This window comes from Pengzhenrongella frigida, from assembly GCF_004168625.1.
Lineage (GTDB): Bacteria > Actinomycetota > Actinomycetes > Actinomycetales > Cellulomonadaceae > Pengzhenrongella > Pengzhenrongella frigida.
The window spans coordinates 38,339-59,711 of the sequence record NZ_SDWW01000002.1 but is presented as its reverse complement, the minus strand read 5'-3'; the positions used below and the strand labels follow the sequence as shown (position 1 = coordinate 59,711).

Sequence of the window (21,373 nt, the reverse complement as noted above, 5' to 3'; positions counted from 1 at the left end):
GATGCATCGCTTGGTTCGTCGTCACCAGGTCTCTCGGCAGTGAGGTGACATCCACCCTGGGGACCGTCGGTGCGGTCGTGCTCAGTTGGGAACGGGCAACGAGCCGATTGGCCTATCGGGCCACCAAGCTCCTTGAGGAGGTCGCCGATCTGCCGGGTCGTCAAGATATGCCAGAGCCAGCCCGCCGCTGGAGAGATTGCGACGAGTGTCCAGATCGCGAGGATCCCCGCCCCGAGGGTCACTGCGATGGCCACGCCCTCGCTGGGCAGGATCGTGCCTGGTTCATCGCCCTACCTGCCTCGGCCAGCTTCCTGCTCGCAGGCGGCGCCGCGCTGCTCGCGCAACACCTGACCACGCGCCCCACCCAGGACCTGGACTTCTTCACCCGAACCGGAGCCCGCAACGTGCCCGCAGCCAGAGACGCCCTCGAGGACGCCGCCAGCGAGCGAGGCTGGACGGTCAAGCGCCACACCGACACCGCCACCTTCTGCCGACTCGTCCCGCACGGTCCCGAAGACCTCCTCGTCGACCTCGCCCTCGACGCAGCACCCGGACGCCCGCCGACCGCCGGCTTCATCGGACCCACGTTCGCGCCCGACGAGCTCGCCGGCCGTAAACTCATCGCCCTGTTCGACCGGCAGCAGCTCGCGACTTCGCCGACGTCGACGTCCTGGCGTTGCACTACACCAAACGGCAACTGCTCGACGAGGCCGCCGCGCTCGACGCCGGATTCGACCCGCATGTCCTGGCCCAGATGGTGGCCGCGCTCGACCGCTACCGCGACAGCGACATCGCCGTCGCGCCCGAACAGATCCCACTCCTGCGCCAGTTCTTCCTCGACTGGCGCCACGAACTCCAGTAGCCACCATTGGCCGCGTTTGAGACGATCGAGTCAACGATCGCGGCTGGCCGTCCCCGGCCGCTCACGTTCAGAGTCTGATCCGAATGGATCGTCATGCACCGCTCCTGCATGAATGTCGCGTTCCGATTCCCTCGGGAGTTTGGCCGTCGTGTAGCAACGGGTGTAGCAACCCGGCCGAATCCACCGACAATCGGCACCGGTCGCGGGTGGTCGCGCAGCGGCCTGAACTGCGCAAAAAGGTCGCTGACGGTTCCTGGCGGACCCCGTGCTGAATCCTGACACGGAAGAGGTCACTGGTTCGATCCCAGTATCGCCCACCACGTTTTCGCAGGTCAGAGGCCATTTTGGAGAGATCCGAGATGGCCTCTTCTGTGCCCGTACCCCAACGCTTACCCCAACGCCGCCGGTCACCGGACGGAGGCGAACGTCGGCGAACGTCGGACCCCACCTACGGGCGCTCGCATCGTTCGCGGCGCGGAGTGTTCGCGCGGACGACAGCGAACGTCTGCGGCGTGCCGCGGACGCAGGACCCCAGCCTGTTCCACCGCTCCGACCTCTTCCGTGCAAGACGACACGGAAGAGGTCATGAACGCACTCGACGTCGTCGCGTGCGTCGGGGTTCAGAGCAGACCCGACGACGACTGCCCGGACGGACGCAGCGCTCCTCCGCGCCCTCCCCCAACATCACTTAGGTGGCAGAAAGTGGTGTTCGTGCGATGGCCATCAGGCGCACGATTCCGCGGTAGTCGAGCACCAGTAGCGCCCAGAGATCCTGGCGGTCCTTGGCGGGCTGCCGGTCCGGCTTCCGGACCTGGTTTCTAGAGGAATCTGAGCGCGGAATGGACAAGTTCCTCTGGAAACTCGGCCTTGCCCGCAGGAGACGGGGCCACCGGGGCCCCGGCGGGCGGCCCTGGGCGGGTTCGCCGTCGACGACCGCGAGCAGCTCGCCGATGCGGGTGGCCTCGACCAGAACCGTGGCGGCGTCGGTGGGAGGCGTTCCCGCGGGAACGCCTCCCACCGGGGTCGATCCGCGAAGCCAGGAGGTGAACGTTTCTGTCTCAATTACCGAGATGAAACGTTCCCGCGGGAACGCCTCGCCCCGCCCCGCAGGTTGGCGAGGACGAGACGCCGCTTACGGTCGTCAAGTGGCGATGAATGGGCGCTTGCGCGCACGCCGGGGCGTGGGGTGTCGTCAGCAGCGGGCGGTCGCTCGGTCGATGGTCGAGTCCGGGATCAGTCTGCGGGTGAGACGCGGATGAGGTTGCCGTCGGGGTCGGCGATGACGAAGGTACGGCCAAAGACGTCGTCGCGGGGTTCCTCCACGACGGTCACACCCTTGGCCGCCCACGTGGCATAGATGTCGTCGACGGCTGCCTCCGAGCGGGACATCATGAGCCCGACCTCGAACGCGCGCGGCAGCTCGGACGTGACACGGTCGCTGCGGCCGTTCCAGAGGGCGAACAGCACGCCGGGGGCGACCTCGAAGGGCACGTAGCGGGGCGTGAGCATGACGGGCTCGATCTCAAACAGATCACGGTAGAACGTCGTCGCACGCTCGATATCGGTGACATAGACGAGGAAGAGGTTGGGCGCGGCCATGGGGTTCTCCTTTCCGAAGCGCAGGTGCGGATCACCTACGACGCCACGATGACGCGATAATCAGACAAGTTCTGTCATGTTCAACTCGGAGGGCGGGACCATGAGCCGACCGCAACGGGTCATCGGCATCCTCGCCGCGCTCCAGACCCGGCAGCACACGACCGCGGACGCACTCGCAGCTGAGTTCGGCGTCTCGACCCGGACGATCCTGCGCGACATCCGGTCGCTGGTGCAGGCCGAGATCCCGATCCTCACCGAACGTGGGAGGTACGGCGGTATCAGTCTTCTTCCCGGGGATCAGGTCGATCTTTCCAAGCTGACCGCGTCGGAAGTCGACGTATTTCGTGCGGTTGGTCTGGACCTGGGCCGGGCCCGGCAGCTCGGTGCGGAGGCTGCGGCCAGAGGAGCACTGGGCAAGCTGGCAACCCGGCGTCGCACACCGCGACCGCGACACGAGGTCATGCCGTTGTCCCTGGCCGAGGTTGTCACGGTCGACAACCGGCGCTGGTTCGGCGCGCAGGAGACCGTGGATGTCGCCGGCGTCGCCCGTGACCTCCGGCAAACCCGGCGACTGCGCATCCACTACCGGCGAAGCGACGCTCCCCAACCCCAGACCCTGGTTGTCGACCCCTACGGGTTGCTGCTTCGAGCCGACCGCTGGTACCTCATCGCCGACGTCGACGCCGCGCCGCGAATGTTCGCCCTCACCCGCCTTGAACGCTGGGCCGTGCTCGACGAGCCGCGTCGGCTGCGGGCCGGAGCCACGCTCGAGGGAGTCGCCCAAACCCTCGGCAAAGCGCTCGAAGGGCGCAACGAGGTCACGGTCACCGCACTCCTGGACGCCGACCGCGTCGATCTCGCACGCAGAGTCCTCGGCGGCAGGCTGCGATCGATCGACCAGACCGCTCGTTCACGACGAGCGACCATCACGATCGGCTACGACCAGATCGACGGCGTCCGGCAACTGCTCCAGTTCGCTGACCACATCGAGGTCATTGCACCAACCGCTGCCCGCGAGCTCATGCAACGCCTCGCACGAGAAATAGCACTCGCCCACACCCGACCGCGCCGTCGCGAGAGAATCGCGCCCATCCCCTCCATGCGGACTAGGACGAGCCACGAGAACCGCATACGCACCACTTGATCGGTGCAAGTCCTCGGCTAGCCGCACGCATCTTGGCTGTCGATAGGCACCGGTCGCGTGCAACCGTCGACGGCGCGTGTGTGCGCCGTGGTCGGGCTGGCGCTCGGGCGTGAGCCGACGCCGTTGTGCGAAACTCGCGAAGATGCAGACACGCTCGGGTGACTTCGAGTTGACGATGGACGAGTTACGGGCGATCGCAAGGTATGCCGTCGAGTGCGCCGAACCAGCACTCGTTCTGTTCCACAGAGACCGCCCCGATGACCCTCGCCCGGCGGCGGCCCTCCGTGCCGCGAGAGTCTTCGCTGAGGGGGCACCCCGGTCGCGCCTCCAACGGACTGCCGCGGCCGACGCGCACAGCGCAGCCAAAGACGCCAAGACCGACGTCGCACGGCACGCAGCGACCGCTGCAGGAGACGCCGCCGCGGCGGCATACCTCCATCCGCTTGCGAAGGCGACGCAGGTGCGCCACATCCTGGGGTCGGCCGCCCATGCCGCCCGGGCGGCCGAGCTCGCGCGGGGCGATGACCCGGTGGTCGCCGAATATGTGATCACCGCAGCCGCCAAGAGAGCCGGGCCGGTCGTCCTGGACGTCCTGACCCGTTATCCGCGGGTGCCGAACGGGCGCACCCGGGTCGCGGTCCTCATGGGACGGCTCGACGGCCTGCTTCGGGACCCACCTCCGACGCCGCGCGTGGTCGACGACCCCGGGCCGTTCTTCCACGGGACGAGAGCCGACCTGCGTCCGGGAGACCTGCTCACACCAGGCTGGCGCTCGAACTACGGTCCGGGACGTCAGGCCAAACACATCTACCTGACCGCTGCGCGCGAGGGTGCACCACTGGCTGCCGAGCTAGCGCGCGGCGAGGGGCCCGGGCGGGTGTACCGGGTCGAGCCACTGGGCACGATCGAGGACGATCCGAACGTCACCGACAAGCGCTTCCCCGGGAATCCGACCCGGTCCTACCGAACGACCGAACCACTGCGGGTCGTCGAGGAGGTCGCCGGCTGGAAGCGCCCTCCGGCGGAGATGGTCCACCACTTGCGCGAGCGCATGGCGGAACTGGCTGAGCTCGGGATCGAAGCGATGGACGACTGACGACGGCGGATCCACCGCCCGTCGGCCTCGGGCAATTGTGGCGCGGCAACAGTCACGGAGCGGCGTGCCTGCGCTCACCGCACACGGGCACTCGCGTGCAGGTAAGTGAGCATTGCCACGACCGGGTTGGTGGTCCCCGGCATGGCGTCGATGCTCGTACCGCTCAGCGACGTCCACGCCGGCGACGGGCTCTTTCAGGTCCGGGCCGGAGTAATGTCCGGAGAATGTCGCGCGACCGGATGCGTGATGTCGAACTCGCAGACGACGGCGAGCAGGGTGCCGCCAATGAAGTGGCGCGCGCACGCGGGAACCCGAGCCACGGACGGCGGGAGGCAGGTTCGGTCGTCCCCTCCGGCGGTGAGGTCAGACCGGTACGGCGGGCTCGTCGTCGATGGCTTCTCCTCGGAGGCGCGCTGGCACTGCTGCTCGCGGCGGTCGTCGTTGTCGACGGCCTCCGGACCCGCGCGCGGGCCGCGCACCTCGCCGCCGTGGCGGGCCTGCTCGAGCCGGTGGACGACTCGCTGAGCGAGGTGTGGAGCCAGTCGGGCGGCTGGCACACGTTCGAGTGGGTGTACGGCCCCGATCTGATGGTCACCATCTTCTCCGACCTCCGGCTCGTGGCGAACGACATCGTGACGGGCGAGCAGCGGTGGGACGTCGCGCTTGCCGAGGTCGCCGTGTTCGACTTCGAGGCCGTCAAGTGCCACGCTCTTGGTGCCGACGTTGACGTGAGCACGCACATCGCCTGCCGCTTCGAGGACAACGCGCCCCCGGGGGCCGAGCTCCCGGCGTACGGCCCCCTATCCGCAGCCCGCCTGGTGGTGTTCGACGCGCAGACCGGCGAGACGGTCGGTAGTCGAAGCCTCGGCTACGGGTTCGGCACCGTGACGGCGCTCGGCTCCGACATCCTGGTCACGACCGTGCTCGCGGACGGACGCGTGCAGGTGACACGCGAGGACCCGCCGACCGGTCGGGCGCGGTGGACCGTCCAGAGTGAGCGGCCACTGCCCGGCGCCGGGTCCGGAGCGGGGCCGCGGGCGCCCGAGGTGCAGACCGGGCACGGTGTCATCACGTTGAGCGGTCCCATCGCGATGGCCCTGTCCGAGGAAGGTGAGGTCCTGGGTGAGTGGACGGCGCAGGGCGTCGAGGCTGACGCCGGCCCGGTGGAACTTGCCGCGCTCGCCGACGGCAGATTCGTCGTGGGCACCCCGAACGCTCAGGCCGACGTCCCGTACGGCACCGTCTCGGCGACCGACGCCCGGGACGGCTTCCCGATCGTCGGCCCGCTCCTCGCGCTCGACGTCGACGACGGCTCGGCGAGTGACCTGCTGCTCACCACCAGTGCGGCGAGGGACGAGATCGTCGCGGTCGACGCGCGAACCGGTGAGCCCGAGTGGAGCGCGAAGGCGACGCCCCGCGCCGGAGCCCTCCTGCTGGACCGCCGCCTGATCACCACCGCCGGGAACGACCTAATCGCGCTGGACACCCGCAACGGCAGACGCCTGTGGACCGCGGCGAACGGTCCACCGGAGGACCAGGACCTGCTCACCGATGGTCGCGTCGTACTCGTCCCGGACGTGGACAACGAGGAGTCGATCCTCACTGCGGTCGACATCACTGACGGCCGTGTCCTCTGGAGGACAACCGGACCGCCGGAAGTCATCAGGTTCTACGAAGTCGGCCGCCGACTTATCGCCCTGCAGCAGGAGCAGATGATCCAGCTGGGCTGAATGCCCCGACCTTCTGAGCTCGCCGTCTTCCAGGCGTCGCGGCTGCGCGACTACCTGAGTTCGAGACTCTCGATATCGGTACCGGCAGCTGGCGGTGCGCCGATTCGGCCATCTGCATGAACAGGCGCCTTGAGACGCCGCCAGACAACCACCGGATGACCGCCCTACAGCCCGACGCGACCGGCCGACCGCGTGCCACCGGATCACCCCCTACGGGTGAACCGGCGATCAGGGCAACGGTGTGAAATGGCGTCGACCGATCGGAGACCTCTCATGTGTCGTTGGCTGGCGTACTCAGGCGCACCGGTGCTCCTTCAGGACCTGCTGTACAGGCCTGAGCACTCGTTGATCGTCCAGAGCATGCACTCCACGCTGGGCGCGGAGGCCACGAACGGCGATGGGTTCGGCGTCGGCTGGTACGGAGACGGCGACGTTCCCGGTGTCTTCCGAAGCATCGAGCCTGCCTGGAACGACCGCAACCTCAGCGAACTGGCTGCCCACCTGCACTCCCCGCGCGTCTTCGCTCATATCCGCGCGGCGATTGGCTCGCCGGTCCAGCAGACCAACTGCCACCCGTTCCGCTCCGGCGTGTGGCTGTTCATGCACAACGGGTACATCGACGGCTTTCACGCGATGAAGCGCGACCTCGCGATGATGGTGGACCCCGCGTTCTTCAGTGACATCGAAGGCACGACGGACACCGAGATGCTCTTCTTCCTCGCGAGGACGTTCGGCCTCGAGGAGGACCCGCAGGCGGCCATGGCTCGAGCGGTAGGAGCCGTCGAGGAGGCGGCGAGGCACCACTCGATCGCCTTCCCGGTGCAGGGGACGTTCGCCACCACGGACGGGGAGACCACCTGGGCCTTCCGGTACTCCAGCGAAGGGCGATCACGATCGCTGTTCGTCAGCACCGACGTCTCGACGCTGCGGGAGCAGCACCCGGACAACCCGATGCTGCGGGAGCTCTCGGACGACGCCCGTCTCATCGTGTCCGAACCCCTCGGCGGCCTGCGCGGAGCCTGGCGCGAGGTCCCGGAGTCGAACTGCATCCTCGTCCGCGGCGGCGACCTGGAGATGTCCCCGTTCGAGCCGGAGCTGGCCGCCCCAGTCCGGTGACCGACGGCGCCCACCGGCGGACCGCGCATGGTCGCAGTGCTCAGCGGCGACCATTGAAGGAGTGATTGCCGATGCTGGTAGCCCGCGCTGCGCCGCCCCGGGCGATCACCGCTGAGGACGACGCGTCTCGGTGAGGCGCGTCGTCGACCAGGCCAGCGAGGTGGGCCTCGCCGCGCGCACCACGTTCACCGCCGTCGGCGATTCGGCCGGTCAGGGCACTCCTCATGTCGCCGCATGCACCCGGGCGATGTCCCTAGTCGCGCTCCTCGCCCTGCCCACCGATGACCGGGCACGAAGGCAAACGTGGATGCCCGTAGCCGGTTCGCAGCCAGTTGCTCTACTCCACCCCCGCGATCAGCTCCCGGAGCACCGCAACGTGCTCACTGAGCGCCTTTCCGCCTGTGGAGGTCAACGAGATCCAGGTTGTCCGCCGACCGAGATGAACGCCCTTGCGGCTGTTGATGTAGTGAATTTCCGCCAGCGCCGCCAGATGCTTGGAGAGTACCGAGTCGCTCACGTTGAGGTTGTCGCGAAGGGTCGAGAACTCGACCTCGGACACCGCGGTCAGCGTCGTCATCAGCCTCAGCCTGGCCGGCGACTGAAGGTGCGCGTCAAGATCGGGCATCAGCGGCCGATCATCAAGAACACCAGACCGGCGAGCGCGAGCACGCCCACAGCGGCCAGCCAGGCGGCTGACTCGCCCCGGGCGTGCGCCGCGGGCTCTCCGCGGTAGATCCGCACCCAGCGGCGACCGCTCATCGCATACGCCATCCCCCCGACGACCGAACACAGGCCCACCAGCCACCACGCTCCAGCGAAGGCCGCCCAGATCGCAGCACCGAAGGTCAGCGCGTACGAGAGGGATGCAGCCGCCGCGGTTCCGCCGACGACGCGGCTGGCGAAGCCGCCGAGCCACAGGCCGTTCAGCCGGCGGAACCGGATCAGCTGGATCGTCGCCACTGCGGCCAATGCGACCAGACCGCTTGCCATCAGCCAGCCTGCGGGGTTCCACACCCCCCGGTGACCGACGTCGGCCACCCCGACGGCGGTCGTGGCGATCTGCACCGCGATGGCCGTCCCGATCGAGATGGAGAAGAACGAGGGCACGACAAGACGACGGGCCAGCGACGTGCGTGACGCCTCGGCGCCGGCCAGCGCGGCTGCGGCCTCTTCCGGAGTGGGGGAACCGCTCATGTTTTCCATATTGGAAAGTATCGTTCGGACTTTCCAATATGGCAAGTAGCCGCATGGGTGTGCGTCCGCTCGTAGTCCTCTCGTTGCATGGTCACCGGCAGGTAGTAGCGTCCGAAGCCTGGATCGAGACAGGAGAGGGACATGAGCGAGCAGGACAGGTTCGTCCCCGGGGTGCCCAACTGGGTCGAGCTCACGACGCCGGATCTGCAATCGGCGCAGGACTTCTACGGCGCGCTCTTCGGCTGGACGTACGTCGATGCTGGCCCAGCGCCCGGCGGCGGGCGCTATCTGCTGGCCCAGCTCAGCGGCGGTGCGGTCGGCGCGTTGGTGCAGGGCGAGCCGGGCGGTTGGCACAGCTACGTGCTGGTCGACAGCGTCGACGAGACGGCCAAGCGCGTGCGCGCCGCGGGCGGGCTGGTCCTCGGAGAGCCGACCGATGTGGAGCAAGGCCGTGTCCTGGCCTTCACCGACCCAGAGGGCGCGCAGCTGCGGGCCTGGGAGTCGCGGGGCCGGCGCGGCGCCGACGTCGTCAACGCTCACGGGTCCGTCAACTTCAACGACCTGCACACCCGCGACACGGCGGCGGCGGCTGAGTTCTACGCCGCAGTCTTCGGCTGGCGCGTCCTCGACCTGGGCGGCGGGATGGTGACGTGGGCTCTCCGTGCCTACGGTGACCACCTGGAGCGCCGCAGTCCCGGCACGCGCGAGTCCTACGCCTCGATGGGCGGGCCGGAGGGCTTCGAGGACGTCGTGGCCTCGATCGCGCCGGTCGACGGCGACGGTGCCCCTGCGTTTTGGGGAGTGACATTCGCGGTCGAGGACGCCGATAGCTGCGCGGCCCGCGCCTCCGAGCTGGGTGGCCGGGTCCTGAGCGGTCCGATCGACGCCCCATGGGTGCGCACGACGGTGCTGCAGGACCCGCACGGTGCGTCCTTCGTCGCCAGCCAGTACGTACCGCCGAGCGAGTAGTTCCAGAGATCAGGCATCGAGGACCGGGCTGCTGCGCCGTCCCAGCTCGGCCGCGGGCAGGGCGACAGGCCTGGGGCGAGGGCTGCGCGTCGCCCCAGGTGTGCTGGTGCGGCGGTGGGGTTTCGTTGAGTCGCGACGAGACTGCCGAGGGCGAGGCCGACGCCGAGCAGCTGCCAACCCGTCAGCCGCTGGTCGAGCACGAGCCAGCCGGCGACTGCAGCGACCACGGGGCTGAGCAGACCGAGGAACGACACGCTCGCGGCCGGAAGGTGCTCCAGCCCGCGGAACCACAGCACGTACCCGAGCGCGGTGTTCACCACGGCGAGGTACGCGAAGCCCCCGAGACTGACGGCGGACAGGCCGGGTGGCAGGCCCTCGACGACCAGGGTCAGCGGCGCGAGCAGGAGCCCGCCGACGGTCAGCTGCCAACCCGTGAAGGTCAGCAGCGGTACCGGCCGGCCCCACCGCTTGGTGAGCACGACCCCGAGCGCCATCGCGGCGGTCGCCACCAGCCCGGCCACGACGCCGGCCGGGTCCAGCCGGGCGGACGCGCGCAGCACCAGCAGGGCCACGCCGAGCACCGCGACCAGCCCTGCCACGACGGTCCGGACCCGCAGCCTCTCCCCCAGCAGCCGGATCGACAGCCCAGCCACGACCAGCGGCTGCACCGCCCCGAGGGTCGCGGCGACCCCGCCGGGCAGCCGGTAGGCGGCGAAGAACAGCAGGGCGAAGAAGACGCCGATGTTCAGCGCCCCCAGCATGCCGGCCTTCCACCACCACGCACCGCGCGGCAGGCGGCGGCCGACGGCGATCAGGAGCAGCCCCGCCGGCAGCGCGCGCAATGTGCCCGCCAGCAGGGGGCGGTCCGGCGGCAACAGCTGCGTGGTGAGCAGGTAGGTGGTGCCCCACAGCGCCGGGGCGAGCGCCGTGAGAAACGTCAGTCGTACCGAGGTCGTGCGGGGCATGTCGGGTCCTCTCAAATTACCTTAGAACCTAAGATAGCGAGCGGTAAGCAAGTGTCAAGAAGGTCACTGGTGACATACTTTGGCCATGGCTGACGACGGCGTGGACCGCATCCTCGAGCAGTGGGCGCGCGAACGACCCGACCTCGACACCGAGGCGATGGGCGTCTTCGGACGCATCCTGCGCATCGCCAAGGCCGCCGGTGACGCGGCCACCGCGACCTACGCCCGGTTCGGCATCACCCGCGGCGACTTCGATGTCCTGGCCACGCTGCGCCGCGCCGGCGAGCCGTACGCGCTGTCGCCGTCGGCCCTGAGCGCGTCCCTGATGCTGACCTCCGGCGGGATCACCCAACGGGTGGACCGGCTCGACCGGGCCGCCCTGGTGAACCGGGTCCCGGACCCGTCCGACCGGCGCGGCCAGATCGTGGCCCTGACCCCCCATGGCCGCGAGGTCATCGACGCGGCGGTGGCCGCCGGCCTGGAGACGCAGCAGCGACTCCTCGCCCCCTTGCCGCCCGGAACCCGCCGTGAGCTCGACGCCCACCTGCGCCAGCTCCTCGCAGCGATGGCCACCACCCCCTGAGCGCCAGGACGCGGCCGTTGCGCTACCTCAGCCTGATGATCGCCTTCCAGCGGCACGATGCAGCCGGACCGATTGATCGCAATGGTGACCATCGCGGCCTGCTGGGGGCCGCTTGGACTGCGACGGGCCGCCGTCCGTGACCGTGACCACCCTCACCCGATGGGTTTGGCATGCTTGCGGGTATGCGCCACACACCCCGCTTCGTCGTCGAGGACACGGACGAGGTCAAGCGCCTCATCCGCGAGAACCCGTGGGCGACCTTCGTGTCGCACACGGCCGCGGGGTTGGTTGCCTCGCACTATCCGGTGATCCTCGAGGAGGACACGGGCGATGAGATCAGCATCGTGAGCCACTTCGGGCGCCCGGACGAGCAGGCGCACGAGCTGGGCCAACACGAGGTGCTCGTCATCATCCAGGGCCCGCACGGCTACATCTCGCCCAGCTGGTACCCGGCCGGGCAGCTCGTCCCCACCTGGAACCACGTCACGGCCGACCTGTGGGGAACGCCCGAGATCCTCTCCGCGAGCGAGAACTTCCGGGTCCTCGGGGAACTGGTCGACACCTTCGAGGCCCGCATGCCGGTGCCCGTGAGCCTGCAGACCGATGAAGCGGCCGCCCGCGGTGCGGCGCGTGGGACGGTGGGGCTACGCCTGCGGGTCACCCGCTTCGATGCTCGGCTCAAGCTCAGTCAGAACAAGCCGCGCGAGGTGGTCGATCGCATCGTTGATGAGCTGGAGAACGGTGAGCACTACGCGAACCCGTCGCTGGCTCGCGAGATGCAGCGCATCCGCGGGCAATAGCCCGCGGTCAGATCCGCGGCGCACCCGCACGCGAGCGGGACGAGCAGGACGCCTGGTTTCAGCCTTCGCCGCGCAGGACCGAGTACAGGACCTGGTCGTGCCACTGCCCGGCGCGCCACTGGCCGCTGCGGATCACGCCCTCGCGCTGGAATCCCGCAGCGTCCAGGGCCCGTTGCTCGGCGACGTTGCCGACGTCGGTCCAGGCCTGCACACGCTCCGCCCGGGTATGGGCAAACAGGTACTCCACTACCTGCCGTTGCGCCAGGCGCCCCACACCGCGGCCACGGGAGTCGGCCCGGAGGCCGATGGCGATGGTCCAGCACCACGACGTGTCGGGCCGTCCCCACCCCGACGTGAACCACTCCACGCTGCCGGCCAAGGCGCCTTCGTGCTCGACGGCGAGGATGCCGCCGTCGGGGGTGACCAACTCGTCGGCCTCGGCCCGGTCCCGCATCCGCTTGCCGGACGTGAGACCGAACCACTGGAACGCGCCCGCACCATCCTCGCCGGAACGCTCGGCCAGCAGGACCTGGACGTCCGCGCTGGTCATCGGCCGGAGGACTACGAGACTGGACATCAAGCAACCTTAGGGACCTGCGCGGCCGGGCGTGCCCGCCTCCCCGACGCCAGCCCCTGCGAAGTCGGTACGGAGCGATGTCCGCAGGTCACCAGTTCTGGCTCGATCCGCCGCCGCGGTCGCCATCGCCCTCGCCGTCCTCGTCCGCACCCTCCTGGAGAGTCTGCTCGCGCCCGTTCGCCGCCTCGGCGTTGCGCTCGGCGAGATCGGCCTGGCGCGCCGCCGCCAGCTCCGCGGGCGACCCGGTCGGTGCGGGCTCGGTTCCGAGCTGGTCCTCCGGGTCGGCGGCGGCGGTCGCCTCCTGCTCCTTCTCGTCGAGCCGGCCCCGCGCCTCGTCGCTCGCAGCCGCGGCCGCCGACGACTGGCTCTCGCAGCCCGGCAGTGCGCGCAGGTCCGTGGCGTCGGAGTACAGGAGCCCCGCGAACTCGAAGTCGCTGCGCGCCCCGTCCTCGATCTCGTCGGGGTCCTGCTCGGTGCCGTCCCCGTAGGGGTCGAGGACCTCCTCGTCGTAGGGCTCGCCGGCGTCGCGTGCGGCCAGGGCGACGCGCACCTCGGCTGCCTCGGCGAGCCTGCGCTCGGCACCCTCGACGACGCTGTCCCCCGCCGCCTCGTTCGCGAGCGCCAGGTTCGTCTGGACCATGCACAGCGCGTCGTCGGGCGCGAGCTCGAGCGCCCTGCCGAGGTCGTCGAGCGCCGACCAGCTCTGCTCCGAACGGTGGTACGCGGTCCCGGCGTCGAAGTACGCCTTCCAGCGCTCGACGGGCGGGAAGCCCTGGAGGCGTGCGTAGTGCGGCGCCGCGAGCTGGAACTGACCGTCGTCGTACTCGGCGCGAGCCGCCGAGATGGTCGCCGGCGCCGTGATGAGGCGCAGGCCGAGCACCAGCGCAGCGCCCCACAGCGGGCTGGTCATCAGCAGCAGGCGCCGGCGTCGGCGGCGCCGGAGCGCGTCGGGCGTGCGCGCTGACGTGCGTCGGCTCACGGCGCTGACCTCCGGGTGCGCGGGCCCCGGCGGGTCGCGGTGCCCCACGCCTCGCCGGCGAGCAGCAGCACACCCAGCGCGGCGAACGGCCACGTCAGGTCCGAGTAGGTCGTCACATCGCGACGGCCATCCGCCGCGAGCTGGTCGGGATCGACGTCCGCGACGATCGAGGCCGTCTCGTCCGGGCCGGTGCGGTGCACGTACGCCACCCCGAGCTGGTCGGCGGTCGCTCGCAGCGAGGCCTCATCGAGGCGGGAGACGGCGTCACTCGAACCGTCCTGGATGTACGGCGCGTCCGGGTCGAGGACGAACGCGCCGTCGTAGGACCGCATGCGTGCGCCCGCCTCGGTGCCGTACCCGAGGACCGCGCCGCCGTCGACGAGCGGGGCCAGGTCCGCGTACGACGCGGGCTCGCCGTCGGCCGTCTGCTCGCCGTCGGACAGGAAGAACACGAGCCGCACGTGCGACGGGTGGCGTTCGGCGGCACCCGCGAGGGCCGATCTGAGAGCCTCGAGCGGCCGGTCGGTCAGCGAGCCCTGCGAGTACGCCGTGATCTCCTGCCGCACGGTCTGCGCCCAGGTCCCGACCGCTCGCGCGTCGCTCGTGAGCGGCAGCTGGCGGCTCGCCTGGCTGTCGAACGTCAGCACCGAGTAGCGCGCGCCGGGGATGTCGGCGACGAGGCCGACGACGTCGTGGCGCGCGCCGTCGAGCCGCGTGCCGCCCGACGCGAGCTCATCGGCGCCCGCGTCCGAACCGGCACCGCCGGTGTCCGTCTCCGCGCCGGTATCCGTGCCCGCGTCTGAGTCGGTTCCGGTGCCCCAGTCCGCGGCCGCCATCGACCCGGTCCGGTCGACGACGAAGAACATCTCGACGTCGACGCCCGCCGCGTCCTTCTGGCTCGTCGTCGTCGCGGGGCACAGCCCGATGACGCCGACGACGACGACGATCGCGGCGCGGCGAACCCAGGCCGGCCGGGTCGCGCCGTCGGACGCGCCCGCCACGTCCGAGCCCCCGGCGCGGACCGCCTGCACGACCGCCAGCACGAGCACGGGCCCGAGCACCACCACGAGCGCCCAGAGCGGCCAGGTCATCCGCAGCGTCATGAGCGCAACCGCCACTGCAGCAGCACGAGCGCGACGACCGCGACGGCGAGGATGCCGAACCAGGGCTTCGGACGGTCCGTGTCGACGACCTCGGGTGCGGCGTCGAGGTCGACGGCCTGCTGGGACTGGACGTCGGCGACGATCCCCTCGATCGCGGCGGGGTCGTCCGCGGTGAAGTACAAGCCGTCCACGGCGAGGACCTCCTCGCGGTACTCGGACTCCTGCGGTCCGCCCCGCAGGTCGACCTCGCCGCCGAACAGCCCGACGAGCGAGACGTCGCGACCGTCGACGAGCTCGACGGCCTGCGCAAGCGTGTACAGCGGCTCGCCGGACACGTAGTTGTCGGTCGCGAGGATGATCGAGCGCGACCGGTCCGTGGCCTGCTCGTCGAACTGCAGCGCGCACGCCGCGAGACCGTCGCCGATCAGCGACGACTGGTCGGGGACGCCCTCGGTCCCCGCGAGGAACGTCAGCAGCCGCTCGAACTCGGCCACCTGATCGGCGTCCTCGTAGTCGAACGACTCGTAGTCGAACGCGAGCGCCCCGGACGCCTCGTCGAGCTCCTCGAGCGCGAGGGTGTAGTCGTCGGTCAGGGGGAAGACCGTGCGGGACGTCGAGTTGAACACCGACAACGCGATGCGCTCGCCCGCGAAGCTGTCGACGAGCCGGGCGAAGGTCTCCACGATCGCGGAGTCGAACGGGGTCATCGAGCCGGACACGTCGAGGCACAGGACGATGTCGCGGCTCCCGAGCCGTTCGACGCGGACCTCACGCTCGACCGGCCGCGAGGCGAGCACCGCGGCGCTCACGGCGGCCGCGACCAGCGTGACGGCCGTGGCGACCCGCAGCGCGCGGTAGCGGCGCAGCCACCGACGCACCTGCGGCACCCGCGCGACCCAGGCCGATCCCGAGATCGGGAGCGCTCCGGGGCGCGGGGCCCGGCGGCGGGCGAGGAGCCAGGCGACGCCGACGATCACGAGCAGACCGAGTGCGGCCGGCCACACGAGCCTCACCACGTGTCGATCACCGCCCGGGCCCGCCCGATCGACGTGCTCACCGTGCGCTTCGAGCGCGGCGCGAACGCGCCCGGGGAGAGCCGTTCGAGCAGCGCGCTCATCCGGATCGCACCGCCGAGCGCTCGCACCTCGCGCACGGTCAGCACGGTCATGTCGATCCCCGTGCGGGCGGTGCCGAACGACCGTGCGATCGCGCTGAGCTCGAGGTGCGCCTCGCGGCTCGAGATCTCGCCCGCGTTGCGGCGGCGCGCGACGTCGTCGAGGCGGGCGAGATGCGCGTCGCGCAGGGCGCGGTACGGGTCGATGCGCGCACGGGAGGGCCCGTTGGCGTGCCGCGGGGCGTCGACGACCCCGTCGGTCGGCGCCACCCGGCGGGTGCGCCAGAGCACCACGATGAACCACGCGACGACGAGCAGCACGAGCAGCACACCGAGCGCGGGCACCCACCACGAGTACGCGACGGGTGGGTACAGCTCATCGGAGGGCATGGCGCCGCTGTCCGAGCATCGCGATGAGCTGGGTGAGCGCGTCGTCGGTCCCGGCCATGACGACGCCGAGGACCCGCGCGTCCCGCAGCACCTGCGCGGCACGTGCCCGGCGCTCGGCGCGCGCATCGGTCACGGCACGGTCGAGGCCGGCGCGTCCACGCAGGAACGCGGGCCAGGTGCGGCCGTCCTCGACGTCGTGCGCGCGCGCGCCGGTCGGATCGACGTTCGCCACCGCGAGGACGAGCACCTCGTGCCGCGTGCGCAAGAGCCGCAGCATGTGCGCGTGCTCGGGACCGGGCCGCTCCTCATCGGTGACGAGCACCACGAGCGCACGCCGGGGGAAGAGCGTGAGCACGCGCTCGACGAGCCGGTCGAGGTCGCCCGCGGGCGCCGCGCCGTCGTAGGCCGCCTCGAGGCGGCGCAGGACGAGCTCGAGGTGCGCGCTGCCACCGCGCGCGGGCAGGAGCACGGTGCGCTCCGCGTCGACTGCCACCAGGCCGACGCGGTCGCCGCGGTCGTGCGCGACGAACGCGAGGACCGCTGCCGCGAAGCCCGCGACCTCGGCCTTGGGCTCGCCGCTCGCCGCGGTCGCCGACATCGCGATCCCGGTGTCGACCGCGAGGATCACGTCGAGGTTGTTCTGCCGGACGTACCGCTTGATCACCGGGATGCCGGAGCGTGCGCTCGACTTCCAGTCGATGTCGCCCACGTCGTCGCCCGGCGAGTACAGCGACAGGTCGTCGAAGTCCTGGCCCTGGCCCCGGTAGATCGACAGGTGCCGACCGTCGAGCAGGCCGACCGCGCGCTGGTTGAACGGCAGTTCGAGCCGGGCGCGGATCTGCGCGAGCCGCGAGACGTCGGGCCGGCGCCCGGGCGCGGTGGCTATGGGGTCGGGACTGCGGCGAAGACGGCGTCGACGAGCGACTCCGTGCTGATGTTCTGCGCGAGCGCGTCGAACGTGCGCACGATCCGGTGCCGCAGCACCGCGTACCGGCAGTCCTTGACATCGTCGGGTGTGACGTAGCCGCGTCCGTCCTGCAGCGCGCGCGCCTGCGCGACCCGCATGAGCGCGATGCTGCCGCGTGGGCTCGCTCCGACCCGGATGTGCTGGCCGAGGCCCGCGACCGGTTGCGGACCGCTGAGCCGGGTCGTCGCGATCAGGTCGACGACGTACCGCTTGATCGGCTCCGACACGTAGACCGTGTCGACGAGCCGCTGGAGTGCCGCGACCTCGTCGAGCGACACGGGCGTGCCCGTGATCGGGGCCGTCTGGCGGCCCGACTGGATGCGGCCGAGGATCTCGATCTCCTGCTCGGGCGTCGGGTACCCGACAACCTCCTTGATCAGGAACCGGTCCATCTGCGCCTCGGGGAGGACGTACGTTCCCTCCTCCTCGATCGGGTTCTGGGTCGCGAGCACCATGAACGGCGACGGGAGCGGGTAGACCGTCCCGCCGATGGTCGTCTGACGCTCCTGCATCGCCTCGAGCATCGCCGACTGCGTCTTGGCGCTCGACCGGTTGATCTCGTCGAGCAGCACGACGTTCGCGTGCACCGGCCCGAGCTGCGTCGTGAAGGTGCCCGTGCCGTAGTTGAAGATCTGCGTCCCTACGATGTCGTTAGGCATGAGGTCGGGTGTGCACTGGATGCGGTGGAACGAGCCCGACACCGCCGCGGCCAGCGTCTGTGCGGCCGTGGTCTTCGCGAGTCCCGGCACCGACTCGATGAGGATGTGCCCGCCGCACAGCAGCGCGCTCACGAGCGCGGTGCGCAGGGCCTCCTGCCCGACGACGCGCTGGGCGAAGATCGCGTCGATCCGGTCCAGCTCGTGCCGCGCTCGCTCATGCTGGGCGTCGGTGATCGTGTCCTGCGTGGCCGTGGTCATCGAAGCCCTTCGATCGAGGGTGTGAGTATGTCAGCCCACGTCAGCGGCTCGACCGTCCAGACCGACGACACCTGCTGAGCGTTCGGGCCGTGGCGCAGCTCACCCCGACTATCCATCACCGGGAATACACTTCCTGGTGATGGAGTTGACGACGGACATGGACTTCTTCGACGTGCTGGTGCGCTACGAGACGCAGCTGTGGAACCACCTCGACGACCGGCTGCAGACCGCCGGTGCGGTCTCGTTGGCGACGCTCTCCGCTCTGCGGGTGGTGCGCCGGCGCACCGGCGGGTGCCGGGTGCAGGAGATCCGCACGGACCTCGGGATCACCGTGGGCGCGGCCAGCAAGCTGGTCGACCGGTTGGAGCGGGACGGGCTCGCGGTCCGCAGCGCCCACCCGCAGGACCGTCGCTCGTCCCTGATCGCGCTGACCCCGGCCGGCGACGCCGCCCATGACACGGGGGTCGCGTTGCTCGACTCGGCGCTCACCGACCACCTCGCCGGGGAGAGGTCCGCGGCAGCGACGACGGTGGTGCTGCAGCGCCTGATGTCCAGGCTGGGCGCGACCAGCCCGGAGGTGCCGCGATGACCGCCCCCACGATGCGCGCCGTCGTGGTGGCCCGCCCGGGCGGACCCGAGGTCCTGCAGGTGCGGGACGTTCCGGTGCCCCGCGCCGCGCCCGGCCAGGTGCTGATCCGCGTGCACGCGTTCGGGCTGAACCGCTCCGAGCTGCACTTCCGGCGCGGCCAGGCGACCTCCGGATCGTTCCCGCGCATCCCGGGCATCGAGGCGACGGGCGTGGTCGCCGACGCCCCGGGTGGCGAGCTCGCCCCGGGGACCCAGGTCGTGACGCTGATGGGTGGGATGGGCCGCACGTTCGACGGCGGGTACGCCGAGTACGTCGTCGTCCCGGCGGCGCAGGTCATCGCGTTCACCAGCGATCTGCCGTGGGACGTGCTCGGGGCGGTCCCCGAGATGCTGCAGACCGCGCACGGCTCGCTGGAGGTCGGCGTGCGCCCGACCGCCGGGCAGACGCTGCTCGTACGTGGCGGCACGTCGTCGGTGGGCCTCGCGCTGGCCACGCTCGGCAGGCTCCGCGGGCTCACCGTCCTGTCGACCACCCGATCGCCGCAGCGGCGCGCCCTGCTCGAGCAGGCCGGCGTCGACCACGTCCTGATCGACGACGGTGACGTCGCCGCCCAGGTCCGCGACCTCGTCCCGGACGGAGTCGACGGCGCAGTCGAGCTCGTCGGGGTGAACGTGCTGCGCGACACCCTGGCCGCGGTACGCAGCGGCGGGACCGTCTGCTTCACCGGGATGCTGTCGGACCAGTGGACGATCCCGGAGTTCTACCCGATGGACTGGCTCCCGAACGGGGTGCGCCTGACCGCGTACTCCGGTGGTGCGGCCGACCTTCCCGCCCCGGTGCTGCAGTCCTTCCTCGACGACGTCGCCCGCGGCCGCGCCCGCGTCCCGGTCGGGCGGGTCTACCGCCTCGAGGACATCGCCGCGGCGCACCGCGACATGGAGGCCGGCGTGGTGGGCGGCAAGGGCGTCGTGCTCCTGTAACCGCCCACCCACTCCCCCGTCGCCGGTCGAGAGCCGACCAGCTCAGGGGGCGAGCTTCACGCGGTTTCGGCCGGCGTGCTTCGCCTCGTACAGAGCCGCATCCGCGCGGGCGAGCAGGGCATCGACGGCGTCTCCTTCGCGGTGCAGCGTCAGACCGATGCTGATCGTGATCAGGCCACCGGGGATGAGGTCGTCCCACTCGCGGGACGCGACGGCGGCCCGGATGCGCTCGCACGCCTCTGCCCCCGTCCTGGCGTCGACCCCGTCGAGCAGGACCGCAAACTCCTCACCTCCGTAGCGCGCAGCAAAGTCGCTCGCTCGCACCGCATCACCCAGCACGACGGCAAGCCGGGTCAGGACGCGGTCCCCCGCCTGGTGTGACCATCGGTCGTTGACCCGCTTGAAGTGGTCGATGTCGATGAGCGCGCACCCGAAGCCGCGGGGATGACCCGTGGCCCACGACGTGAGGGCCGTGTCGAGCGACCGGCGGTTCGCGAGACCCGTGAGGGCGTCGTGGGAGGACTCGTGCTCGAGGCGCGAGATGCTCTGCTCGAGCGCTGTGGCCCGCAAGATCGCGGCCTGAGCGGTGCGCTGCGCTCGTTCGACGTCCATCCGTGAGCTGAGCAGGACCGCCCGCCGCTCAGCGACTGCCCGCTCCTGTTGGATGGTGAGGTCGTAGACCTCGTGCAGCGTGCTGAGTGCCGCGGACGTCTCGCGACGGCCCTCGTGCGCCTCGACGAGAGACTTCAGCAGCTCGATGCGCTCGGCCGGCCGGGTCAGCTCGTCGCAGATGTCAAGACCGCCGCACAGCTCGAGGACGGCGGCGTCGTACTGACCGGTGTCCACGAGCCACCGGCCGCGCACGACTCGGTAGGCGAGCTCTTGGCGCACCGTCGGGAAGCGGTCCAGCATCGACCGGGTCAACTCCAGCGCCCGGCTGGTGGCGTCGCGGTCGCTGCCGACCATGAGGGCACCGATCACGACGAGCCGAGCGTCGATGCAGGTGCGACCGAGGCCCACTGCATCCGCTTCCGCCACGGCCTGCCTGGCGATATCCAGCGCATGCCGCCCGGCGGCCAGGGCACCGCGGGGGTTCGCCTCCGCCAGCCGGCCGCTCGTCACCACGTACATCTTCGCGAGGTTCGTCAGGGCCATCGATGCCAGGTCGGGCTCACCCGTCGCAAGCCAGAGGCGACGGGCCTCCGTGAGAACCTGCGCGGCCTGCGGGGCGAAGTGCACCATGTCCGTGTATGCCGCACCCAGGCTGTTGAGCACCGAGGCCGTGCCGGCGGCGTCGTCGGCCTCCCGGCACAACGCAAGGGCTTCACCGAGCAGGTCGACCGCGTCCTCAAGATCACCGAGGTCGTAGTGGACGTGCGCGCGGCACACGAGAGCGCGGGCTCGCCACACGTGCTCACCGCGGGCGCGGGCGATCTGCTCCGCCCGCGCTGCCGCCGTCATCGCGGCGGTGTCCTCCGCGAGCAGGTGATGGGCGAGCGCGGCGACATAGGACAACCGCATCTCGACGTCCGGGTCGGTGGGCGACTGTGCCAGCGCTCGGGTCGCCCGATCGGCACATGCACGCGCATCCGAGTCGAGAAGCTGCTCGAGCTCAGCGATGAGGAGATCCCAGTCGGGGAGCTCAGGCAACACAGGGCGCGTCTCCACCGTGCGCGGCGACCCGGTCGCGAAGGCCGGC

21 protein-coding genes and 3 pseudogenes are annotated in these 21,373 nt (G+C 70.7%); 12 read left to right on the top strand and 12 right to left on the bottom strand.

Annotated elements, in window-relative coordinates; all coding sequences use genetic code 11:
- Positions 1-167: 167 nt before the first annotated feature.
- Together EUA98_RS20510 and EUA98_RS19990 are read left to right on the top strand one after the other, a co-directional pair.
- A pseudogene (locus EUA98_RS20510) lies at positions 168-581 on the top strand (nucleotidyl transferase AbiEii/AbiGii toxin family protein); the annotation flags it as partial.
- A gap of 95 nt (positions 582-676) precedes the next feature.
- Positions 677-862, top strand: a complete 186-nt coding sequence (locus tag EUA98_RS19990; RefSeq protein ID WP_207218923.1) for a hypothetical protein — start codon at positions 677-679, stop codon at positions 860-862.
- 1,233 nt (positions 863-2,095) lie between these two features.
- On the opposite strand, the gene EUA98_RS01060 is transcribed toward EUA98_RS19990, so the two are convergent.
- Positions 2,096-2,461: a VOC family protein gene (locus EUA98_RS01060; protein WP_130100817.1), complete on the bottom strand. Its 366-nt coding sequence runs from the start codon at positions 2,459-2,461 to the stop codon at positions 2,096-2,098.
- A gap of 76 nt (positions 2,462-2,537) precedes the next feature.
- Between EUA98_RS01060 and EUA98_RS01055 the strand changes: the two genes are divergently transcribed.
- The 5 genes and pseudogenes from EUA98_RS01055 to EUA98_RS01040 all read left to right on the top strand — a co-directional run bounded on the left by EUA98_RS01055 (position 2,538) and on the right by EUA98_RS01040 (position 7,547).
- Entirely contained in the window at positions 2,538-3,605 is a 1,068-nt protein-coding gene (locus EUA98_RS01055; protein ID WP_350339473.1) for a helix-turn-helix transcriptional regulator, read from the top strand.
- A gap of 142 nt (positions 3,606-3,747) precedes the next feature.
- Positions 3,748-4,131, top strand: a pseudogene (locus tag EUA98_RS20640) (putative immunity protein); the annotation flags it as partial.
- Between the two features lie 117 nt (positions 4,132-4,248).
- Positions 4,249-4,701: an NAD(+)--rifampin ADP-ribosyltransferase gene (gene arr / locus EUA98_RS20635; protein ID WP_242511198.1), complete on the top strand. Its 453-nt coding sequence runs from the start codon at positions 4,249-4,251 to the stop codon at positions 4,699-4,701.
- A gap of 239 nt (positions 4,702-4,940) precedes the next feature.
- Complete coding sequence (locus tag EUA98_RS01045; RefSeq protein ID WP_165372675.1) at positions 4,941-6,431, top strand: outer membrane protein assembly factor BamB family protein; 1,491 nt, start codon at positions 4,941-4,943, stop codon at positions 6,429-6,431.
- Positions 6,432-6,791: 360 nt separating this feature from the next.
- Positions 6,792-7,547 carry a class II glutamine amidotransferase gene (locus EUA98_RS01040; RefSeq protein WP_350339472.1) on the top strand — a complete coding sequence of 252 codons (756 nt, stop codon included), beginning with the start codon at positions 6,792-6,794 and terminating at the stop codon, positions 7,545-7,547.
- Positions 7,548-7,884: 337 nt separating this feature from the next.
- Here the strand turns inward: EUA98_RS01040 and EUA98_RS01035 are convergent, their stop codons facing one another.
- Positions 7,885-8,124: a transcriptional regulator gene (locus EUA98_RS01035; RefSeq protein ID WP_207218922.1), complete on the bottom strand. Its 240-nt coding sequence runs from the start codon at positions 8,122-8,124 to the stop codon at positions 7,885-7,887.
- Between the two features lie 47 nt (positions 8,125-8,171).
- On the bottom strand, positions 8,172-8,741 hold the full coding sequence (locus EUA98_RS01030) for a hypothetical protein (RefSeq protein ID WP_130100813.1): 570 nt from the start codon (positions 8,739-8,741) through the stop codon (positions 8,172-8,174).
- Positions 8,742-8,882: 141 nt separating this feature from the next.
- On the opposite strand from EUA98_RS01030, the gene EUA98_RS01025 reads away from it, so the two are divergent.
- The gene (locus EUA98_RS01025) at positions 8,883-9,710 is read left to right on the top strand and encodes a VOC family protein (protein WP_130100812.1); all 828 of its coding nucleotides are present in this window, start codon (positions 8,883-8,885) and stop codon (positions 9,708-9,710) included.
- 146 nt (positions 9,711-9,856) lie between these two features.
- Here the strand turns inward: EUA98_RS01025 and EUA98_RS01020 are convergent.
- Positions 9,857-10,675 (bottom strand): annotated as a pseudogene (locus EUA98_RS01020) (EamA family transporter); the annotation flags it as partial.
- 85 nt (positions 10,676-10,760) lie between these two features.
- Here EUA98_RS01020 and EUA98_RS01015 point away from each other — a divergent pair.
- Both EUA98_RS01015 and EUA98_RS01010 read left to right on the top strand, forming a co-directional pair.
- Entirely contained in the window at positions 10,761-11,258 is a 498-nt protein-coding gene (locus EUA98_RS01015; protein WP_130100811.1) for a MarR family winged helix-turn-helix transcriptional regulator, read from the top strand.
- Positions 11,259-11,440: 182 nt separating this feature from the next.
- Complete coding sequence (locus EUA98_RS01010) at positions 11,441-12,058, top strand: FMN-binding negative transcriptional regulator (RefSeq protein WP_130100810.1); 618 nt, start codon at positions 11,441-11,443, stop codon at positions 12,056-12,058.
- A gap of 58 nt (positions 12,059-12,116) precedes the next feature.
- Here the strand turns inward: EUA98_RS01010 and EUA98_RS01005 are convergent, their stop codons facing one another.
- The 7 genes from EUA98_RS01005 to EUA98_RS00975 all read right to left on the bottom strand — a co-directional run bounded on the left by EUA98_RS01005 (position 12,117) and on the right by EUA98_RS00975 (position 18,105).
- A complete protein-coding gene (locus EUA98_RS01005; RefSeq protein WP_130100809.1) occupies positions 12,117-12,635 on the bottom strand; it encodes a GNAT family N-acetyltransferase in 519 nt (172 codons plus the stop codon).
- An 88-nt stretch (positions 12,636-12,723) separates the two neighbouring features.
- Complete coding sequence (locus EUA98_RS01000; protein WP_130100808.1) at positions 12,724-13,614, bottom strand: tetratricopeptide repeat protein; 891 nt, start codon at positions 13,612-13,614, stop codon at positions 12,724-12,726.
- The gene (locus EUA98_RS00995) at positions 13,611-14,717 is read right to left on the bottom strand and encodes a VWA domain-containing protein (protein ID WP_130100807.1); all 1,107 of its coding nucleotides are present in this window, start codon (positions 14,715-14,717) and stop codon (positions 13,611-13,613) included. Before EUA98_RS00995 ends, EUA98_RS01000 begins: the two co-directional genes overlap by 4 nt.
- Positions 14,714-15,730 (bottom strand): vWA domain-containing protein, encoded by a 1,017-nt coding sequence (locus EUA98_RS00990; protein WP_130100806.1) that lies wholly within the window; start codon positions 15,728-15,730, stop codon positions 14,714-14,716. The genes EUA98_RS00995 and EUA98_RS00990 overlap by 4 nt, the downstream gene beginning before the upstream one ends.
- Complete coding sequence (locus EUA98_RS00985) at positions 15,727-16,221, bottom strand: hypothetical protein (protein ID WP_130100805.1); 495 nt, start codon at positions 16,219-16,221, stop codon at positions 15,727-15,729. The genes EUA98_RS00990 and EUA98_RS00985 overlap by 4 nt, the downstream gene beginning before the upstream one ends.
- Positions 16,208-17,041, bottom strand: a complete 834-nt coding sequence (locus tag EUA98_RS00980; RefSeq protein WP_255424251.1) for a DUF58 domain-containing protein — start codon at positions 17,039-17,041, stop codon at positions 16,208-16,210. The genes EUA98_RS00985 and EUA98_RS00980 overlap by 14 nt, the downstream gene beginning before the upstream one ends.
- Positions 17,042-17,103: 62 nt before the next feature.
- A complete protein-coding gene (locus EUA98_RS00975; protein ID WP_130100803.1) occupies positions 17,104-18,105 on the bottom strand; it encodes an AAA family ATPase in 1,002 nt (333 codons plus the stop codon).
- A gap of 139 nt (positions 18,106-18,244) precedes the next feature.
- Here EUA98_RS00975 and EUA98_RS00970 point away from each other — a divergent pair, with 139 nt between their 5' ends.
- Both EUA98_RS00970 and EUA98_RS00965 read left to right on the top strand, forming a co-directional pair.
- Positions 18,245-18,694 (top strand): MarR family winged helix-turn-helix transcriptional regulator, encoded by a 450-nt coding sequence (locus EUA98_RS00970; protein WP_130100802.1) that lies wholly within the window; start codon positions 18,245-18,247, stop codon positions 18,692-18,694.
- Complete coding sequence (locus tag EUA98_RS00965) at positions 18,691-19,674, top strand: alcohol dehydrogenase catalytic domain-containing protein (RefSeq protein WP_130100801.1); 984 nt, start codon at positions 18,691-18,693, stop codon at positions 19,672-19,674. Before EUA98_RS00970 ends, EUA98_RS00965 begins: the two co-directional genes overlap by 4 nt.
- Positions 19,675-19,716: 42 nt before the next feature.
- Here the strand turns inward: EUA98_RS00965 and EUA98_RS00960 are convergent, their stop codons facing one another.
- Complete coding sequence (locus EUA98_RS00960; RefSeq protein ID WP_165372674.1) at positions 19,717-21,324, bottom strand: tetratricopeptide repeat-containing diguanylate cyclase; 1,608 nt, start codon at positions 21,322-21,324, stop codon at positions 19,717-19,719.
- Positions 21,325-21,373 lie beyond the last annotated feature (49 nt).

Bases quoted from the DNA above. Each gene is read 5' to 3' on its own strand.
- EUA98_RS01010 (WP_130100810.1), top strand. From the start codon at position 11,441: ATGCGCCACACACCCCGCTTCGTCGTCGAGGACACGGACGAGGTCAAG.
- EUA98_RS01030 (WP_130100813.1), bottom strand. From the start codon at position 8,741: ATGAGCGGTTCCCCCACTCCGGAAGAGGCCGCAGCCGCGCTGGCCGGC.
- EUA98_RS01060 (WP_130100817.1), bottom strand. From the start codon at position 2,461: ATGGCCGCGCCCAACCTCTTCCTCGTCTATGTCACCGATATCGAGCGT.
- EUA98_RS00975 (WP_130100803.1), bottom strand. From the start codon at position 18,105: ATGACCACGGCCACGCAGGACACGATCACCGACGCCCAGCATGAGCGA.
- EUA98_RS00970 (WP_130100802.1), top strand. From the start codon at position 18,245: ATGGAGTTGACGACGGACATGGACTTCTTCGACGTGCTGGTGCGCTAC.
- EUA98_RS00995 (WP_130100807.1), bottom strand. From the start codon at position 14,717: ATGACGCTGCGGATGACCTGGCCGCTCTGGGCGCTCGTGGTGGTGCTC.
- arr (WP_242511198.1), top strand. From the start codon at position 4,249: ATGGGACGGCTCGACGGCCTGCTTCGGGACCCACCTCCGACGCCGCGC.
- EUA98_RS01055 (WP_350339473.1), top strand. From the start codon at position 2,538: ATGTTCAACTCGGAGGGCGGGACCATGAGCCGACCGCAACGGGTCATC.
- EUA98_RS01025 (WP_130100812.1), top strand. From the start codon at position 8,883: ATGAGCGAGCAGGACAGGTTCGTCCCCGGGGTGCCCAACTGGGTCGAG.
- EUA98_RS00965 (WP_130100801.1), top strand. From the start codon at position 18,691: ATGACCGCCCCCACGATGCGCGCCGTCGTGGTGGCCCGCCCGGGCGGA.
- EUA98_RS00985 (WP_130100805.1), bottom strand. From the start codon at position 16,221: ATGCCCTCCGATGAGCTGTACCCACCCGTCGCGTACTCGTGGTGGGTG.
- EUA98_RS01040 (WP_350339472.1), top strand. From the start codon at position 6,792: ATGCACTCCACGCTGGGCGCGGAGGCCACGAACGGCGATGGGTTCGGC.
- EUA98_RS01005 (WP_130100809.1), bottom strand. From the start codon at position 12,635: ATGTCCAGTCTCGTAGTCCTCCGGCCGATGACCAGCGCGGACGTCCAG.
- EUA98_RS01015 (WP_130100811.1), top strand. From the start codon at position 10,761: ATGGCTGACGACGGCGTGGACCGCATCCTCGAGCAGTGGGCGCGCGAA.
- EUA98_RS01035 (WP_207218922.1), bottom strand. From the start codon at position 8,124: ATGACGACGCTGACCGCGGTGTCCGAGGTCGAGTTCTCGACCCTTCGC.
- EUA98_RS01045 (WP_165372675.1), top strand. From the start codon at position 4,941: ATGCGTGATGTCGAACTCGCAGACGACGGCGAGCAGGGTGCCGCCAAT.